Consider the following 18,227-nt stretch of genomic DNA (forward strand, 5'->3'; position numbering starts at 1 on the left):
GCAATTACTCGCGGCCGGCCCTTTTTTGCCGGATACCTACTCTTCCTTCTTCAGCCTGCCATTTTCTTTAAGTGCTTTTTTTAATAAAAGTTCAATTTGGGCGTTCACACTGCGAAACTCATCGTTTGCCCAGCGCTCGAGTGCATCGTATGTCTTTTGGTCAATCCGGAGAAGGAACCGTTTTTTATCTGCCATGCTATCACAACCTTAGTAAATCGATCCGGTATTGACAATTGGCTGATTGCCTTTTTCGGATACAAGGGCCACCATCAGATTATTGACCATCTGTGCTTTCTTTTCTTCGTCAAGCTCGACAACACCTTCATTGCTAAGCTGCTCGATTGCCGACTTGACCATGCCGACGGCGCCGTCGACTATGACCTTCCTCGCTGAAAGAACCGCTTTTGCCTGCTGCCGTTGCAGCATCGCGGAAGCAATTTCGCTCGCATAGGCAAGATGCATGATCCGTGCTTCAATTACTTCGACACCTGCAACCATGAGCCGTTCTTGAAGATCCTTCGTTAGGACCTCGCCCACTTCGTCGGAATGCTGGCGGAGTGAAATTTCATAGTCATTGTTGAAGTTGTCATATGGATATTGGCTGGCAATATGCCTGAGTCCGGTCTCACTTTGCGTGTGAACAAAAGTTTTGTAATCCTCGACATCAAAGACTGCTTTCGCTGTGTCAAAAACCTTGTAAACCACAACAGCCGCAATCTCAATTGGATTTCCTTCAAGGTCATTAACCTTAAGCCTGTCGCTGTTGAAGTTTAGTACTCTCAAAGACACTTTCTTCCTGACACTTAACGGAACCGTCAGCCAAAAACCTTCCTTCTTGATCACCCCGAGATAGCTTCCGAAAAGGGTAAGTGCCATTGCCTGATTCGGCTGGATAATGGTAAAACCGGTCATTATTAAAAAAGCCGCAGCACCAAGCAATATGCCGATAACAGCCCAAGCAATACTGCCGGTCATACCGAACTGAACAAGAAAATACACCGCGCCCGCTACTAAAAGGATAAATATCCCCAGCCCGGCAAAACCGTTCATCTTAAACACATCTTTTTCCTGCATGCAAATCTCCTCCTTATTTACTTGTTATCATAATGATATCATATTGATGTCAAAAATGGATAAATTTTCTTTAATTTTTAAAAAATAGGCTTTTAATAGTTGTAAGAGTTAGTCGTGAATGACAACTCGAGATACTCGAGGCATCAAACTGTCATTCATAAGCCGGATGAATTACATTTCAAGGTAACAGAGACGTCAAACTGTCATTCATAACCCGGATGAATGACATTTCAAGGTAACAGAGACGTCAAACTGTCATTCATAACCCGGATGAATGACATTTCAAGGTAACGGAGACGTCAAACTGTCATTCATAACCCGGATGAATGACATTTCAAGGTAGCCGAAGCGTTAAAATGTCATTCATAAGCTGGAAAGTGCTCATAAAAAAAGAAAGTGTCCATAGAAATCAAGGATGAATAACACTTCAAGGTAATCGAGGCATGAAAATGTCATACATTAGCTGAAAGGATTAACAGTCTTCCTGAATCTGGTTATAGATAAAGGAGTATGCCAGAATTATTACAGCCAATCCAGCTATTTTAGAATTAAGCGATTAACTGAGAACAAGCAGGGTAAAATATACACAAATTATTTCTTTGACAAGGCAGGCGGGCTGTACTATTATGAGGAATGTTGACCAAACCAATATGATTTAGGGGGTTTTACTTGTGAAGAAGAAATTTTCATTGTTTTTTGCATTGCTATTAAGCCTTGTGTTGGTGCTTGCAGCTTGCGGCACGAATGACAACGCGAAGAATGGCGGCAATAACGATACGAATAAAGAAGAAACTGCGAACAAGGACGATTTGCTTGCAAAGGTAAAGGATGAAGGCAAGTTGGTCGTTGGTACGGAAGGTACATATGCTCCGTTCTCATTTCATAATGATAAAGGCGAGCTGACTGGCTTTGACGTTGAAATCGCACGTGAAGTAGGAAAACGTCTCGGAGTCGATGTTGAATTTCAGGAAACACAATGGGATGCAATCTTTGCGGGACTTGATGCAAAGCGATTTGATATGATTGCCAACCAGGTGGGAATCCGCCCGGACCGACAGGAAAAATACTTGTTCTCTGATCCCTACATTACATCTGCTGCGGTTTTGATTACACGGACTGACAATAAAGATATTCAATCATTTGAGGACATTAAAGGAAAGAAATCTGCCCAGACCTTGACTAGTAACTATGGGCAAATGGCAAAAGATCTTGGCGCCGAGGTTGTAGGCATCGACAGCTTTAACCAGGCAGTTGAGTTGCTAAATTCTAAACGAGTTGATGCAACACTTAATGACAAAATCGCGTTCCTTGATTTTAAAAAGAACCGCCCGGATGCACAAGTTGAAGTGAGAGACGAATCCGAAGATGCTTCCCAGAGCGGCTTGATGTTCCGCAAGGGCAGCGAAACACTTGTTGAAGAAGTCAACAAGGCGCTTAAAGAAATGATCGACGACGGTACGTACGACAAAATCTCCAAAGAATGGTTTGGCGAGAATGTACTTAAATAGTATTTTTGCAGACCCTGAGCGAATGGACAGGCTGACAACCATCGCGAAAAACTCGTGGATGCCGCTCCTGGAAGGGCTCATTCAATACACAATCCCGTTGACACTTATTTCATTTGTCATCGGGCTGATCCTGGCCGTGCTCACTGCATTGGCCAGGATTTCGCATAACAAGCCGCTCCAGTATATCGCGCGTGTCTATGTATCTGCTATCCGCGGGACGCCACTTCTGGTTCAGCTGTTCATCCTGTTTTATGGCTTGCCAACAATTGGCGTCGTAATTGACCCGTTTCCAGCAGCCGTTGTCGGTTTTTCGCTCTCGGTCGGTGCATATGCATCCGAAATCATCCGGGCTGCTGTTCTATCCATCCCAAAAGGACAATGGGAAGCAGGCTATTCAATCGGCATGTCGTATCCCCAACTCCTAAAGAGAATTATCTTGCCGCAGGCTGCCAGGGTTTCCGTTCCGCCATTATCAAATTCATTCATCGGCCTTGTTAAGGATACCTCGCTTGCCGCGACGATTCTCGTTACGGAAATGTTCCGGCGCGCACAGGAAATTGCTTCCACAAATTATGAGTTCTTGCTGCTTTACTTACAGGCTGCCCTGCTTTATTGGATTGTCTGCTTTGTCCTTTCCATCTTCCAGGGGAAATTGGAAGCGAGGTTTGACCGGTATGTCAAATAGACGGAAGGGGGAAATCCAATGGATCAACCAATGATTTCAATAAAAGACTTGCATAAGCAGTTCGGCGACCTTCAAGTTCTAAAAGGCATTGATTTGGAAGTGGAAAAAGGGGAGGTTGTGGTTGTTATCGGGCCGTCCGGTTCTGGAAAAACAACCTTGCTTCGCTGCCTAAATGTTCTTGAGACGCCAACGAAGGGCAGCATTACCATTTCGGGGCAGACGCTTGATTTTACTGAAAAAACGGTTCCAAACAAAGCAATCGCATCGTTTCGTCGCCTGACCGGGATGGTGTTCCAGAGCTATAATTTATTTCCGCACAAGACGGCGATGGAAAACGTTATGGAAGGGCCGATTATCGTCAAAGGTGAAAATAAGGAAAATGCCAGGCAAAAGGCTGCCTTGCTCTTGCAAAAAGTAGGGCTCGGCGACAAGCTTGATTATTATCCGCATCAATTATCAGGCGGACAGCAGCAGCGTGTCGGCATTGCCCGCGCACTTGCGATGGAACCAGCGGTCATGCTGTTCGATGAACCAACTTCCGCGCTTGACCCTGAACTCGTCGGCGAAGTGCTGAAGGTTATGAAAGACCTGGCGAACGAAGGGATGACGATGGTTGTCGTCACCCACGAAATGCGTTTTGCCCGTGAGGCAGCCAACGAGGTCATCTTCATGGACCAGGGAGTTGTCCTTGAACGCGGCAAGCCGGACATCATCTTCACCAATCCGAAACATGAGCGGACTAAACAGTTCTTGAACATGATTCAGCCGGAAATATAGACCAATAAAAAGTAGCCCCTTTTTTTGAGGAGGCTGCTTTTTCACTAATATAAACAGGCACCGGCCCTATAGGCCGGCACCCCGTAGTTAAGTTCAACTTGTGTGTTTTTTTAAAAAAGAAAGAATTAACTGCTTGGTAAGGTGAGGGACTGGAGGATGTGTGCTGCTACGTCTTTTGGGCTGAAGGGCTTTAGCATAAAGTGGGTATGTGCTTCTTTCCCTGCCTCCTCAAGCTGCTCGGAGTATTGGGCTGTCAGGATTAGGACAGGTGTGTCCTTTTGCTTCCTTAGATTTTTCCAAACTTCCAATCCATCCATCTCGGGCATGAACATGTCTAAAAGAATAAAGTCGAAGTCTTGTTCGAGGGAAAGTTTCAGTCCGTCCCTGCCGTTATCAGCTTCTGTTATTTCAAAGTGGTTTTTTAGATAAAGTTTAAGCAGGTCACGGATGATGGGTTCATCTTCAACGATCAATAACCTCATACAGCTCTCCCCCTGTAAATGTTTTTACTATATTTACTATATTAACATTAAAAAGGAATCTGTCGTGTGAAAAAATAAAACGCGCTTGCCTTATAAGGGCAGCGCGTTTGAGGCATTAGTCACTTAGTTTGCGTCGGGAGACTTTTTCAGTCATGTATTTCGGTTTTTTTGAGATAGCATAGAGTGATGCCACGAACGAAACCCCTAACAGAGTTGGCACAACCCATGCCAAATAATCTATTGGTTCCATCTAGCTGCACTCCTTTCGTGATGTAATAGTACACCATACCCTTTTTAAGCCTGTACTAAACAGAAACAGGATTGGTTACTACAGCTTTTGACAAAAATAAAATTAGGTAAATGTTTACAAATTTATCATATTATGAAACTTTCTCTGTATCTGTCCGTATAACCTAATGTACAATGAAAGGGAAGACTTTCAATCGGGGGTGGTGGCAGATATGGAGTTTCTGAATGGGGTGCCAATGGACACGATTTATCTTTACGGGCTGTTGATTGCTGGGGGACTGACGCTTGTTTATGTCCTGTTCAGTGATTTGCTCGATGGAATTTTTGATGGATTGCATGTATTCAATCCTGTGCTTTTGTTCTCATTTATTACGTTTTTATCAGCCGGAGGGTTTATTTTAGAAAAATTGACCTCTCTGTCGCATCTTGCCATTTTGCTCATTAATTCAGGCCTTTCTGCTGTTCTTGTCACCCTGCTGAATGTGTTCGTGCTTGTCCCGATTAGGAAAGCGGAGGTCTCCTTGACCTACACTGAATCTGATTTGAGGGGCCGGGTCGGAAAGGTGATTACGGCTATCCCGACTGACGGGTTCGGCGAAGTGATGATCGATTCGATTAGCGGGCGGATTTCAAAGCCTGCGAAAAGCTTCGATGGGGCGGAAATATCCAACGGGCACGATGTCCTTATTGTTGATACAGCCAATGGTGTGCTTCAGGTTGCAGTAAAAGAAAAAATAGAAAACGAGTGGATCTAGGAGGAGATTGAATGGAAATGATTTGGATTGCAGCAGGTATTGGCGTTTTTATTGTTCTCGCACTTATAGCTGTTTTTGTGACAAAGTACAAGACTGCAGGCCCGGATGAAGGTTTGATTATTACAGGCAGCATGCTGGGCAGTAAAAATGTCCACATTGACGAATCGGGCAACAAAATTAAAATCATCCGCGGTGGCGGTGCGTTTATTTTACCAGTATTCCAGCAGTCCCAGCCGCTTAGCCTATTGTCAAGCAAGCTGGAAGTGACCACGCCTGAGGTGTACACCGAGCAGGGTGTTCCGGTTATGGCTGATGGTGTTGCGATTATTAAAATTGGCGGTTCGATTTCCGAAATCGCGACAGCGGCTGAGCAGTTCCTCGGAAAAGCGAAGGAAGACCGCGAGAATGAAGCGAAAGAGGTCCTTGAAGGCCATCTTCGTTCAATCCTCGGTTCAATGACTGTTGAAGAAATTTATAAAAACCGTGATAAGTTCTCACAGGAAGTCCAGCGCGTTGCATCGCAGGATCTTGCGAAAATGGGCCTTGTAATTGTATCGTTCACGATTAAAGATGTCCGCGACAAGAACGGTTACCTCGATTCCCTTGGTAAGCCGCGAATTGCCCAGGTGAAACGCGATGCCGATATCGCAACGGCCGAGGCTGAAATGGAAACACGCGTCAAGAGGGCTGAGGCAGCCAAGGAAGCAAAACAGGCTGAATTGCAGCGCGCTACTGAAATTGCCGAAGCTGAAAAGACCAACCAGCTGAAGGTATCGGAATTCCGCGCTGAGCAGGAAAGCGCCAAGGCACGTGCCGACCAGGCATACGACCTTGAAACAGCCCGCTCCAAGCAGCAGGTAACCGAGCAGGAAATGCAAATCAAGATCATCGAGCGCCAAAAGCAGATCGAGCTCGAGGAAAAAGAAATCCAGCGCCGTGAGCGCCAGTACGATTCCGAGGTCAAGAAAAAGGCTGACGCGGACCGCTACTCGGTTGAGCAATCTGCAGCGGCCCAAAAAGCGAAGGAAATGGCTGAAGCTGAAGCCAACAAATACCGGATTGAAGCACTTGCAAAAGCGGAAGCTGAGCGCATCCGCCTCGATGGTCTTGCCAAAGCGGATGCAGTCAGGGCGCAGGGTGAAACCGACGCTGAAATCATCCGTCTGAAAGGTCTTGCCGAAGCGGAAGCGAAGCAAAAGATTGCTGAAGCATTCGAGTTGTTCGGCCAGGCAGCTGTCATGGACATGATTGTGAAAATGCTTCCTGAATATGCGAAGCAGGTTGCAGCACCACTTGCCAACATCGACAAGATTAGCATCGTCGACACTGGCGGCGGCGGCTCCGGCAGCGGCGCAAACCGCGTCACTGGCTATGCGACCAACCTGATGGCCGGCCTTCAGGAAACCTTGAAAGCATCAAGCGGCATCGATTTGAAAGAGCTGCTTGAAAACTACTCCGGCAAGGGCACCATCCGCCCAGCCGTCCTTGAAGGAACAGTCAGGGAAGAAAAGAAAGAGACTGTGAAAGCATAATACAAGAAAAGCGCAAGCGCCTTGGTCATCGCCGTACAAAATGGAGGGACTTTGACTGAGATAAAGGAATCACGAAGAGCGCTAGCGATTCGATGATGACTTATCGTAGGGAGGAGGCCTGAAGTTTGCTAGGCGATAGGCGCTGGAGCTAGACAGTTTTCTATGAAAAGGTGTATTTTCTGAGAATATTAACAGCTCCCTGCGGAATTAATCTGCGGGGGGCTTTTTTTTGTGGTAAGAGGCGGTCAATTATCTGGAAAACCAATTTACTAGACGAAACTCGATTCAGGAGTCATCGATCCGTCGAGAAAACCAATTTACTAGACGAAACTCGCCCCAGGAGCCATCGATCCGTCGAGAAAACCAAGTTACTAGACGAAACTGGATTCAGGAGCCATTGATCCGTCGAGAAAAACCAGTTACTAGACGAAACTGGATTCAGGAGCCATCGATCCGTCGAGAAAACCAAGTTACTAGACGAAACTGGATTCAGGAGCCATCGATTCGTCTAGAAAACCCAAGTTACTAGACGAAACTCGCCCCAGGAGCCATTGATCCGTCGAGAAAACCCAATTTACTAGACGAAACTGGATTCAGGAGCCATCGATTTGTCGAGAAAATCAATTTACTAGGCGTAACTCGATTCAGGAGTAATAGTTTAAACTATATGAGCCTTTTTTCATATGATATGAGCCCAATACGAGCCGATTTAGCCCAGATATGAGCCATTAGACAATTACTGGAAGCTGTTGCAGCAAATCTTGCAAGACTTTTAAAAAAAGAACCTTGGTCGGCATCCACAATTTAATTTAAAATGGATAAAGGACTTATTTTTGAAAAAAGGGTGGACAGCATGATTACACTAGATGGCTTTCGGATTACAAAGTGTCCTGGCGGAGTATTAGTATACATAGAATCGTACGACCTGAACCTGCCCATTAAGAGCAAAGAGGCTGAACGGCTTTATTACAGCGGGAACCTTGATGTACTTTTTTATAAAATCGATAAGGAAATGCTGAAATTCCAGCTGGCCGAGTACGAATCTGAACAGAGGCAGTTGCACCGGAAAATCTACCATGAGCTTTTTCCGGAAACCGGACATGATTACCTCAAGAATCCGAGGGAGTTTGTGCTAGGCCTCTTCACACTTCTGATTAAGGCGTGCGAGGAAGAGTCCGACGAAAAAGTGAGTTTCCTGGCTCATTCCCTGCATAAGCTAGTGCCGACCGATTCAGTCTTTGATGACCAGGCATTTCTCGATTCTTATACCCTGGATTCACAATTTGCAAAAAATGAATATCTTCATGATGACGAAGCTGCGAAGCTAAAGCGGAAGTATAGGCTGCGGCCCACTTTGAACGAAGGCGAAAAGCTGCTTGTCCGCGATATTGCCGAGAGCATCAGTGCTGAATATTTTGCCCTCCCTGAAGGAAGTGTCGCTGATTTCGCGGCAATCCGCTTGGAAGCTGTTGCCGCCTATGAAATCATCCAGTCCGAGTATATCCCTGGAAAAGCCGTCCTCGATACAGCCGAGCTTCTGCACAAAGACGATGTGCTGGTCGATATGAAACTAAGCTTTATCGATTTGCAATTAGCGCTTGGCCGGTCACAGCCAAAACTGCCTTCTGCAAGGATAAGCTTTAAAGCAATCAACGAACTTCATAACGATTATCAATTTTTCTTTTACAAATACAGGTTTCTGACCGAGGAGTCGAGGAGGAGGCTTGCTGCAGCCTTGACTGCGGAAAAGCAGTACAAGGACTCGATGGAGCTGTTTCCCTATGCGACGCACATCGCATCCCTGATGGGCGTGATTGAAAGGGAAATGAACGAGATACTAAACATGCTGGATGGCAAAGCGAAGGCGCGCACCCTCAGCCAGATCACAGCCTGCATGCACAGCCAGCCGATTGCGGATTTTGCCGACGAAGCTATTTATAATGAATACACAAACACAATCGATGCCCTGCGCAGCTATCGTAACCCTGCCTCTCATGGCACCGGGGCGACCGCTGATGAATACAGCAAAGTAAAGAACTTCGTTATGAAAAGCGGAATCCTCGACCGGATTACCCTATACAAGAAAAGCCATTCCTAAGCGGGAATGGCTTTTTACGTAATCTTATTTTGCAGAAGTGTACTTTTTCACGTCCGGCAAGATTTTCGTACCGATCAGTTCAATTTTCTTCTTGAGCGTCTCAAACGGCACACCACCGAAATCCATTTGCCCGATATAGCGCTGATGGCCGAACATCTCGTGCTGATAGAGAATCTTCTCGACAATTTGCTGCGGGCTGCCGACATTCATAATATTCTCTGGGTCGCCGCCGTGCTGGAACCCGACCCATGGGAATCCGCGTCCATTCGTCAGCTTCATTCCCTCGTTAATGTAAGGATGATACTCCCGGAGCGCCTCTTGAGTCGTTTCGGCTGGAAAGAGGAATCCTGCGGTCGCGACTGGAAGTTCTTTTGTGTTAAAACCGCTTCGCTCGGCCGACGCCCGGTAAGTATCAACCGAATACTTGAAGGTCGTCGCCGCTCCGCCAAGCATGGCGAGCATCATCGGGACACCAGCTCGACCAGCTTTCACCGCACTCTCCGGGCCGCCTCCCACTGCACGCCAAATAGGCAAGCTTCCGTCTGCTGGGCGAGGGATAACCTGCGCATTTCGGAGTGGCGCGCGGAACTTGCCGCTCCAGTTAACCGTTTCGTTCTCATTAATTTGCAGCAGCAGGTCGAATTTTTCCTCGTATAGCTCTTCATAATCTCTTATGTTATACCCTAGAAGTTCAAACAGGCCGACCCTGGAGGCACGCCCGGCGATGATTTCTGCCCGTCCATTTGAGATCAGGTCGATTGTCGCAAAATCCTCATACACTCGCACCGGGTCAAGTGTACTAACGATTGTTGAGGAGCTGCCAATCTTTATTTTGCTCGTTGCCTGGGCAATCGCCGAAAGCACAACCGTGTGCGCCTGCGTCGCGAAATACTCCTGGTGGCTTTCGCCGACACTGAAAAAGTCAAGCCCAGCCTGCTCTGCAAGCTTAGCCAGCTCAATCAGCTCCTGTATCCGCTGCTGGGCGGAAATCCGCTTCCCCGTATGCGGGTCGGGAATATGGTCGCCAAGCGTATACAGCCCAAACTCGAGCCCCTTGCTTGGATCAATTCGATATCTCTCCATAAGGCTAGCCTTCTTTCGTTAATTTTATCAAAAGGATACTACAGGAGTTGCATTTTCCAAAGTGAACTGCCTGTTTGCTAGCTCTCGGATTCTCCATTCTTTAATAGTGGATAAACCTTCCTAATTACTAGTGTTTTTCCAAATCAAATAGATTAATATAGTAGTAGAACGTATTAGCGGAATTGAAAGGAGAGCAAAATGTCTAGGAAAGCCATTGCATCATTGTTAAGCGCTGCCATCGTTTTTTCATCGGTGGGAGAAGTTGTTTTTGCAGAAGAACTCGGAGTCAAAAGCCAGGAATCTACCAAAGGAACAGTGTTAGAGCAAGATTCCAGTACGGGCGGTTCGGAGTTGCAATCCGAGGAAACAGGGACTCCTGCTGAGTCCGCTCCATCCGAAATATCTGCTGAAACTCCGGGGGAACCGATAGTTAGCTCTGATGAGGAGAACGGGGAAACACCCGAGGTTCAGGATGAGGAAGCCCAAACCGACAAGCCTGCTGATAGCACTGAAAATCAAACCAGCGCACCTGCTGAAAGCACTGAGAAGCCAGTGACAAGCTCTGTTGAGGAGAACAAGGAAGCTGTCGAGGTTCAGGATGAAGAAGCCAAAACCGAAGAGCCTGCTGCCAGCACTGAGAAACCAGCGGAAAGCGACAAGGCTGAAGCTAATCAAAGTGAGAAAGTCGAAGTTAAGAGCACTTCTGAAATGCAGTCCGATGAGGGTACTATTCTTACAATTGGGGATACAACTTATTATCTGAATGAGAATAAAGAGATTTTAAAAGCGGAAGTCCACTCAAACGGGCAGCTGGTGAAAATACAAGAGTACTATCCAAATAGCACAGTCGAAACCGCTGATAGCTCAATTCAATACATATTCTATGTTAATCAAGATGGTTACATAACAAAGCGGGAGCAGTTGGAGAAAGATACTCAAAAAATTCTAACCTATTATACATATTATTCGGGTGCTAAGTACGGCTCTCATGATAATAAAGTTCAGTATAAACTAATTCTGAATTCCTCAGGTTATGTTGCCAGGACCACAAGACACCAGGTGGATACCCAAAAAATCCTTACCTACTATACGTACTATCCAGGCACGAAGTATGGAACGCATGGAAAAAGAATTGAGTACAAACTAACTCAGAATTCATCGGGTTATTTAACGAGTGCGACAAGGCATGAAGCGGACACCCAAAAGATCTTGACCCGGTATACATATTACTCGGGGACGAAGTATGGAACGCATGGAAAAAGAATTCAGTACAAACTAACTCAGAATTCATCGGGTTATTTAACGAGTGCGACAAGGCATGAACTGGACACCCAAAAAATCTTGACCCGGTATACATACTACTCGGGGACGAAGTATGGTACCCATGGAAAAAGAATTCAGTACAAACTTACTCAGAATTCGTCAGGATATTTAACGAAAGCATCAAGGCATGAAGTGAATACCCAAAGAATCCTTAACTGGTATGAATATTATCCGTCCACCAAGTATGGAACTCATGGGAAAAGAATCAAGAACGTTTTTACAATCGGAACGAGCGGCTATCTTACCTCATCGGTTAGCAGGGAAGCAGGGACCCAGCGGCTTCTGGCAACCTACAGCTATCTACCTTATACGAAGTACGGAAGCCATGCAGCACGGGTAAGCAGCCTGAAACTGAATGTTCCGCTGGTCAAGCAGCTTCCTGAGCTCCCTACTGGCTGCGAAATAACGGCTGTCACAATGATGCTTCTTTATAAAGGGGCCAACGTAAACAAAGTCAGCCTGGCAAGGGAAATGCCAAGGCATTCATGGGATCCGCATCAAGGGTATGTCGGGGATCCGTTTACAAAAGGCGGCTGGACCATTTACCCGTCAGCTTTAATGAGTTTAGTGAAAAAGTATGCCGGAACATCTGTTAACCTGACAGGAACGAGCAATGCAACGTTAGAATCGTATTTATCGAAAAATAAACCTGTTGTTGTCTGGGTATCACCAATGCATGGCTTCTCGGTCCACGCCATCACCCTGACCGGCTTCGACGGCAGCAATTATTACTACAACGATCCATGGAGCGGTGAAAAGAACGCTAAAATGAGTAAAACAAGTTTCAACAAAATCTGGGCAAACCAAAATAAGAGGGCCATAACCTATTAATAATCTTCCGAAGGTGTCAATAAGAATCCGGTTTCGAAAGGCCGTTCCCAATCCGGGAATGGCTTTTTGTTTGCCCTATGCAAAGAGGATGCAAGCAGAAGAGATTTTTAATTAGTCTAAAAGTTGGGCGGAATTTTTGTATTAATCAAACGTATCCCATGGTAAAATTTTTCTATAACACGAAAGGTGGGTTGCATTTGAAGGTCCCATTTAAATGGTTGATTATATTCTCCCTTGTGCTCTCATCACTGCTTCCATTCCTCCAGCCACACCGCGCCAGTGCTGCATCACCCGCGATAAATCTCGGTTTCCATCCCTATGACACAGCAGTTGATCCCTCAAGTCCGGTTATCTATATGACAAGGGAAGGCAACGAAACCATTTATGCGGTCAATTATTCTACAGGGGAAATGAAATCCCTCACCCTGCCGCTCCCCGCAGAAAGGCTTGATATTAAGAATAATAAGCTATATGTGACCCAGCTGAAAATGAGCCATGACACGTATCACAATGGTCCGTATCAAGGGGCCATTGCCGTCGTAGATACTGTCACTTTCACCCACGTTGACACAATCGATATCAATCAGGATCCCTTTGACATTACAGTGGACAATGAAGGGCATCTATATGTGGCTCCAGGCTCTGGCCAGTCGGTTTCCCTAAAAGTCTATTCACTTGAAACAAAGCAGGAACTTCCCCAGGAATCCGGCAAAGCAACCATGTACGCAAAAACGAATATTTACTACAATGAACAAACTTCAAAAATTTATTCCAGCCGGACTGCAGTTACTCCATATGATCTTGAGGCATATGAAACAGTCAATGGCGTCATTCAAAAACGCTATGATTCTCCGTACCATGGAGACTATGACATTACTAGTGCCGGGAAACTATCCCCCGATGGCAGCAACTTTTATAACTATGGCGGTTATGTTTTCAATTTAACTGCTTCCCAGGCTGAAGATATGAAATACAATTTTTCCTTCGGCAGGGCCTATAACGATTTTGCTTTTTCCACCGAAGAGGGGATGACATTCGCAGCCCGTACGACCACTGGAATAGATGTTTATCAGTATGGAACCAAAACGTATATGCATGCCTTGAGAAAGGATCTTCGGGTGAAGAAGCTGCATTATCAAAATGGGGAGCTAATCCTGATTCACAAGGATGAAAGCAATAACTTTTTCCTTGAGGCGATGGCTGCGAACACACAGCCCGGCAATGGCCTTCCCGAAACACCTGGCGCTCCGGATCCGGCTGGACCCATCAGTGATCTTGGATTCCAGCCGTATGATACAGCAATCGATCCAAACAAGCCTGTTATGTATATGACACGGTTGAATAGCAAGACGATTTATGCGGCGAATTATGAAACAGGTGAAATAAAGTCGCTTGCGTTGCCATATCCGGCAGAGAAGCTGGAACTTTATCAAAACAAGCTGTATGTTACTCAACATAAAATGGCACATAGCTCCTACGCAACTGAGCTAAAGGGAGCGATTGTGGAAGTAGATACGGTTGCGTTTACCGCAACAAAACTAATTGATATTGATACCGACCCTTACGATATAGCCATTGACAAGGATGGATATGCATATGTTACCCCTGGCTCGGGACAATGGGCCGATTTGCTGGCAATTTCACTGGCAACAGGAGAGGAAATTGCCAATCCAACACTTCGCGAAGTATACGAAAAGACTACGGCTATGATAAATCCAAGAAATTCAAAACTTTATTTGTATGGCGGTTCAATAGAAGGGCTTGAAGTTAATAAAGGTATTATCGTTAACAGGTATTTCGATGTGTACAGTGGAAAGACACCTTTGGTAAGCATCACAAAAACTTCGGCGGATGGCCAAAGCATTTACACTGGCGGCGGGGTGGTCCTGACCTCCAACCAGTTCCAGTCTGGTGATATGGCCTTGGAATTTTTACTTGGCAGGAGCTATAACGATTATGAATTCGATGTTGAAAAAACGTTAACCTTTGCGGCTCAAAAGGATACCGGAATCGATGTCTTCAAAATCAATACAAACAGCTATCTATACACAATCCCGACACTGGATACAGTTGAAAAGCTTCATTTGGAGAATGGCAATCTTGTTGCCGTGATGAAGGACGGTGCCGGGAAATATAAGATTGTGACAATTCCAGATACGTCAAAAGGAGTTTTCGATCCGCCATCCCCGGAGGACCCGATTACACCGCCTGATCAAGACCCAGAAAGACCGGAGCTTGGCAGCATCTATTACTATTCCGATTATTCTTTTGCCAACGGTGGATACTATTATGATATTTCCGATGGGGAATTGAACATCCCGGTAGATGTTTTTTTCCTTCTCGGCATCTCCAATCTGCTGGGCATTAATAATTCGAAAATTGTCCTGACTGGCCCTGATGGAGTAAAAGTGGATGTATACAGCGAAATGGATGAGTCTGGAGATCTTTACATTATCCCGCTTGATTACCTGGATGAGTTGGCCAACTATACGTTGACCATTAAGAAAGACGGCATTTTAGGCAAGGGAGGCCTGCCGCTTGAAAATGATGCTGTTTTTCATTTCAAAACAGCTTCGAAGTGGGAAACCCATGAAGGCTACAAGTATTATTTCGATACCGAAACAGGTGATTGGGCAACAGGCTTAAAACCAATCCAAGGGGCAACCTATTACTTTAACCAATTTGGGCAGATGGGGACCAGCTGGCAAACGATTGACGGAAAACGGTACTATTTCAGTCCAGCAACCGGCAAGATGGCCACTGGCTGGCAAAGCATAGGAGGCAAGAAGTACTATTTCAATGCTTACGGCCATATGCTTAAAGGCTGGCAGACGATTTCCAATAACAAATACTACTTTAACTCGTATGGTCACATGGTGACTGGCTGGCAAACGATTGGCGGGAAAAAGTATTACTTCGATCCGAACAGCGGCATCCTCACCGTGGGATGGAAGACCATTTCCACGAAGAGATATTACTTCAATAGCTCCGGTATCATGCTTACAGGCTGGCAAACAATCAGCGGGAAGAAGTACTATTTTAACTCCTACGGACATATGCTCACAGGCTGGCAAACGATCTCGACCAAAAAGTATTACTTCAATTTCTATGGGCATATGGTGACAGGCTGGCAAACAATCAGCGGGAAAAAATATTACTTCAATACTTACGGGCATATGCTAAAGGGCTGGCAGACGATTGGCGGGAAGAGATACTACTTCAACTCCTATGGCCAAATGGTGACCGGCTGGCAAACGATAAGCGGAAAGAAATACTATTTTAATACGTATGGCCATATGCTGAAGGGCTGGCAGACGATAGGCGGGAAGAAATACTACTTCAATACCTATGGCCAAATGCTAACCGGCTGGCAAACCATTGGCGGCAAGCGCTACTACTTCTACTCAAACGGAGTTTTAAGAAAATGAATATAATCCCCCTCCCGGCAGTGAGGGGGATTTATTTTTTTACATTGGGTTGAAGTTTAACTTATTTTCTCCTTATACCAGACTTGTTCTCTCCAAAGCCACTACTTCAAAAGCTGAGTATCACTGGAATCCTTTACTTGCCTTCTTGTATTAAGAAAATTAAGACTCTGCTGAGCAAAATCGCTGGTGTCAAATCTGTGAAGGTCATTTTCTTAGCAAGGTACCGCTGAATTTGAGTCAGCTAAAACCACAGCGTCCCGTATTGAGGAAGCGCTTACGAACCTTGGCTGTGTTGTACTTCCAAGGTAGCCTTATGGTTTGTGCCACGATTTGAACCAGGTATACAGCGGGATATAAACTGGACTGGACTAACAAGGGAAATAGAAGCACAATAAGAATAACAAGTACCAGAGAGGTGTTGCGGAATGGATAGGAGCAAGACGGTACACCAACCAACTAACGAGGCAGGGCAGTATAGCTACTGCCCCCATCATGGCCATTCGCACCAGTCTTGTGTTGCGCTCGTTCCGATTTTAATCATTTGGAAAAGTAGCAGATGGATGAAATCATGAAGACGGCACGGCCGGCTTCTTTTAAAAAAGGGGAAATAGTGTACCAGGCCAGCAGCAAGTCGGATTCACTCTATATTGTCCATAACGGGAAAATCCGGATTTATCGGCTTTCTGAGTCGGGTAAGGAACAGCTTGTCCGTATCCTTAATCCTGGTGATTTTACCGGGGAATTGGCTTTGTTCAATGAAGGTGTGCATGAGTCCTTTGCCGAAGCGATGGCTGATACGGAAGTATGCATGATACGCCGCGGTGACCTCCAGGAATTCCTGTTGAAGTATCCGACGATTGCCTTGAAGATACTGACCGAGTTCTCGAACCGGCTTGAGCAGTCAGAGAAGCAGGGTGCGCGTACGGCAACGGAAAAGGTGGAAACGAGGATTGCGCTGTTTTTGGTCGATTGCTTGGAGGATGAAGCGACGTCCCTTGAGTTTAAACTGCGGATGAGCAAGAAGGATCTTGCATCCTATCTCGGAACGACTCCGGAAACAGTCAGCCGGAAGCTGGCCGAGTTTGAGGATGCCGGATTAATCCGCCAAAAGCCTCAAAAGAGAATTGAGATTCTTGATCTTGATGGGCTGCAGCTCGTTTAGCGTACTCTGAAAAGGGTGCGCTTATTTTTTTGTGGTAGTGTCATTTTTTTAAAAAATATCCGTCTTATTGTATAAACGGGATGGTGAGCGAAATGCTTAAATTTTTCTCAATTGTTATGCTGGCAACCTTGGTTCTGTTAATGAATACTCCTGTGTTTGCGACCAGCTGGGTGGAAATCGATCCGAAAGAGGTTGTTAACAGAGCAGATGTGGTTGTTAGCGGCACGTATGATTTTTCCGATGAACGGAAAGAAAGTGAGTTTATTTTTCATGGCGTAGCTTTTAATGTTAGCAAGGTGTATAAAGGTGATAATATATCCAAAAAGATAACAGCAGGCCTTGATCCTTTCGACGATGGTTGGGTGGACGAATTTCAGCGCGCAGGCGGAGAATTTCTCCTGTTTTTGGAGAATAGTGCAGAGGCAGACTTTCTTGTGCCTGTTGGGGGCCCAAATGGAATGATTCAACTTAAGAATGGCAAGGTTGTGCATCCTGTTGATACAAAAAGGGTGTTTTTTGAAGAATTCCTAAAGTCAGTGGAAGAGAAACCAGCAGTTCCGGCACTTCCAAAATCTGAACCAGCAAAGCCTGAACCCGTTAAATCTGCCGAGGATCGCAGGCCGGTGCTGACATTAACGGTTGGCATAGGGGTTCTGGTTTGTATAGGAGCTGGAATTTTTCTGAAAAGGCGAAAGTAATCACATCCATAGGCTGCCGACTTTGGGCAGCGAGTGATACTAAAACGATTTCAGTAGACGCGTACGGTAAAACCAATAAGATGAGCTAGCCGAATCCTCGAGTAATAAGGGTCCAGGAGAGTTGGATTAATCCAAGAGAGCCCGTCTCACAGATTAATCGGTGTATGGGTAAGAGAGATTAATCCAAGAGAGCCCGTCTCACAGATTAATCGGTGTATAGGTAAGAGAGATTAATCCAAGAGAGCCCGTCTCAACGATTAATCGGTGTATGGGTAAGAGAGATTAATCCAAGAGAGCCCGTCTCAAAGATTAATCGGTGTATTGGGAAGAAAGATTAATCCAAGAGAGCCCGTCTCATAGATTAATCGGTGTATGGGTAAGAGAGATTAATCCAAGAGAACCCGTCTCATAGATTAATCGTTGTTTGGAGCAAGGAGATTAATCCAAGAGAGCCCGTCTCATAGCATTCCTGTAGTTCGTTAATTTTGGACTTTGATAAAAACAGGGCTCCCCACTAAGATAAGAGTAAGACACGACTCAAA

At 45.6% G+C, this 18,227-nt stretch carries 15 protein-coding genes; 10 read left to right on the top strand and 5 right to left on the bottom strand.

The window, feature by feature from the left end:
• Nucleotides 1-36 precede the first annotated feature (36 nt).
• Complete coding sequence (locus tag TY16_RS26500; RefSeq protein WP_197028353.1) at nucleotides 37-195, bottom strand: hypothetical protein; 159 nt, start codon at nucleotides 193-195, stop codon at nucleotides 37-39.
• Nucleotides 196-207: 12 nt separating this feature from the next.
• A complete protein-coding gene (locus tag TY16_RS03815) occupies nucleotides 208-1,074 on the bottom strand; it encodes an SPFH domain-containing protein (RefSeq protein WP_043930436.1) in 867 nt (288 codons plus the stop codon).
• Nucleotides 1,075-1,745: 671 nt separating this feature from the next.
• Between TY16_RS03815 and TY16_RS03820 the strand changes: the two genes are divergently transcribed.
• From TY16_RS03820 to TY16_RS03830, 3 genes are read left to right on the top strand one after another with little or no spacing between them, the layout of a single operon-like run.
• Entirely contained in the window at nucleotides 1,746-2,582 is an 837-nt protein-coding gene (locus TY16_RS03820) for an amino acid ABC transporter substrate-binding protein (protein WP_043930437.1), read from the top strand.
• Nucleotides 2,569-3,267, top strand: coding sequence for an amino acid ABC transporter permease (locus TY16_RS03825; RefSeq protein ID WP_043930438.1), 699 nt, complete (start codon nucleotides 2,569-2,571; stop codon nucleotides 3,265-3,267). Before TY16_RS03820 ends, TY16_RS03825 begins: the two co-directional genes overlap by 14 nt.
• A 30-nt stretch (nucleotides 3,268-3,297) precedes the next feature.
• The gene (locus TY16_RS03830) at nucleotides 3,298-4,044 is read left to right on the top strand and encodes an amino acid ABC transporter ATP-binding protein (protein ID WP_043934480.1); all 747 of its coding nucleotides are present in this window, start codon (nucleotides 3,298-3,300) and stop codon (nucleotides 4,042-4,044) included.
• Between the two features lie 125 nt (nucleotides 4,045-4,169).
• On the opposite strand, the gene TY16_RS03835 is transcribed toward TY16_RS03830, so the two are convergent.
• Both TY16_RS03835 and TY16_RS27040 read right to left on the bottom strand, forming a co-directional pair.
• Nucleotides 4,170-4,526 carry a response regulator transcription factor gene (locus TY16_RS03835; RefSeq protein WP_052342581.1) on the bottom strand — a complete coding sequence of 119 codons (357 nt, stop codon included), beginning with the start codon at nucleotides 4,524-4,526 and terminating at the stop codon, nucleotides 4,170-4,172.
• Between the two features lie 115 nt (nucleotides 4,527-4,641).
• Complete coding sequence (locus TY16_RS27040) at nucleotides 4,642-4,776, bottom strand: hypothetical protein (protein ID WP_269320270.1); 135 nt, start codon at nucleotides 4,774-4,776, stop codon at nucleotides 4,642-4,644.
• 211 nt (nucleotides 4,777-4,987) lie between these two features.
• Here TY16_RS27040 and TY16_RS03840 point away from each other — a divergent pair, with 211 nt between their 5' ends.
• The 3 genes from TY16_RS03840 (at nucleotide 4,988) to TY16_RS03850 (ending at nucleotide 9,160) form a co-directional block, all read left to right on the top strand.
• The gene (locus TY16_RS03840; RefSeq protein WP_043930440.1) at nucleotides 4,988-5,530 is read left to right on the top strand and encodes a hypothetical protein; all 543 of its coding nucleotides are present in this window, start codon (nucleotides 4,988-4,990) and stop codon (nucleotides 5,528-5,530) included.
• Between the two features lie 11 nt (nucleotides 5,531-5,541).
• Nucleotides 5,542-7,062, top strand: a complete 1,521-nt coding sequence (locus TY16_RS03845) for a flotillin family protein (protein WP_043930441.1) — start codon at nucleotides 5,542-5,544, stop codon at nucleotides 7,060-7,062.
• 853 nt (nucleotides 7,063-7,915) lie between these two features.
• Complete coding sequence (locus tag TY16_RS03850; RefSeq protein ID WP_043930442.1) at nucleotides 7,916-9,160, top strand: hypothetical protein; 1,245 nt, start codon at nucleotides 7,916-7,918, stop codon at nucleotides 9,158-9,160.
• Between the two features lie 24 nt (nucleotides 9,161-9,184).
• On the opposite strand, the gene TY16_RS03855 is transcribed toward TY16_RS03850, so the two are convergent.
• Entirely contained in the window at nucleotides 9,185-10,243 is a 1,059-nt protein-coding gene (locus tag TY16_RS03855; RefSeq protein WP_043930444.1) for an LLM class flavin-dependent oxidoreductase, read from the bottom strand.
• A gap of 198 nt (nucleotides 10,244-10,441) precedes the next feature.
• On the opposite strand from TY16_RS03855, the gene TY16_RS26505 reads away from it, so the two are divergent.
• The 4 genes from TY16_RS26505 to TY16_RS25065 all read left to right on the top strand — a co-directional run bounded on the left by TY16_RS26505 (nucleotide 10,442) and on the right by TY16_RS25065 (nucleotide 17,685).
• Entirely contained in the window at nucleotides 10,442-12,397 is a 1,956-nt protein-coding gene (locus tag TY16_RS26505; RefSeq protein ID WP_197028354.1) for a C39 family peptidase, read from the top strand.
• A 197-nt stretch (nucleotides 12,398-12,594) separates the two neighbouring features.
• Entirely contained in the window at nucleotides 12,595-15,825 is a 3,231-nt protein-coding gene (locus TY16_RS25060) for a hypothetical protein (protein WP_052342582.1), read from the top strand.
• Nucleotides 15,826-16,381: 556 nt separating this feature from the next.
• On the top strand, nucleotides 16,382-16,987 hold the full coding sequence (locus tag TY16_RS03870) for a Crp/Fnr family transcriptional regulator (RefSeq protein ID WP_197028355.1): 606 nt from the start codon (nucleotides 16,382-16,384) through the stop codon (nucleotides 16,985-16,987).
• 92 nt (nucleotides 16,988-17,079) lie between these two features.
• Nucleotides 17,080-17,685, top strand: a complete 606-nt coding sequence (locus tag TY16_RS25065) for a hypothetical protein (protein ID WP_052342583.1) — start codon at nucleotides 17,080-17,082, stop codon at nucleotides 17,683-17,685.
• Nucleotides 17,686-18,227 lie beyond the last annotated feature (542 nt).

It is taken from the genome of Bacillus sp. EB01, assembly GCF_000613125.1.
Classification (GTDB): domain Bacteria; phylum Bacillota; class Bacilli; order Bacillales; family Cytobacillaceae; genus Bacillus_D.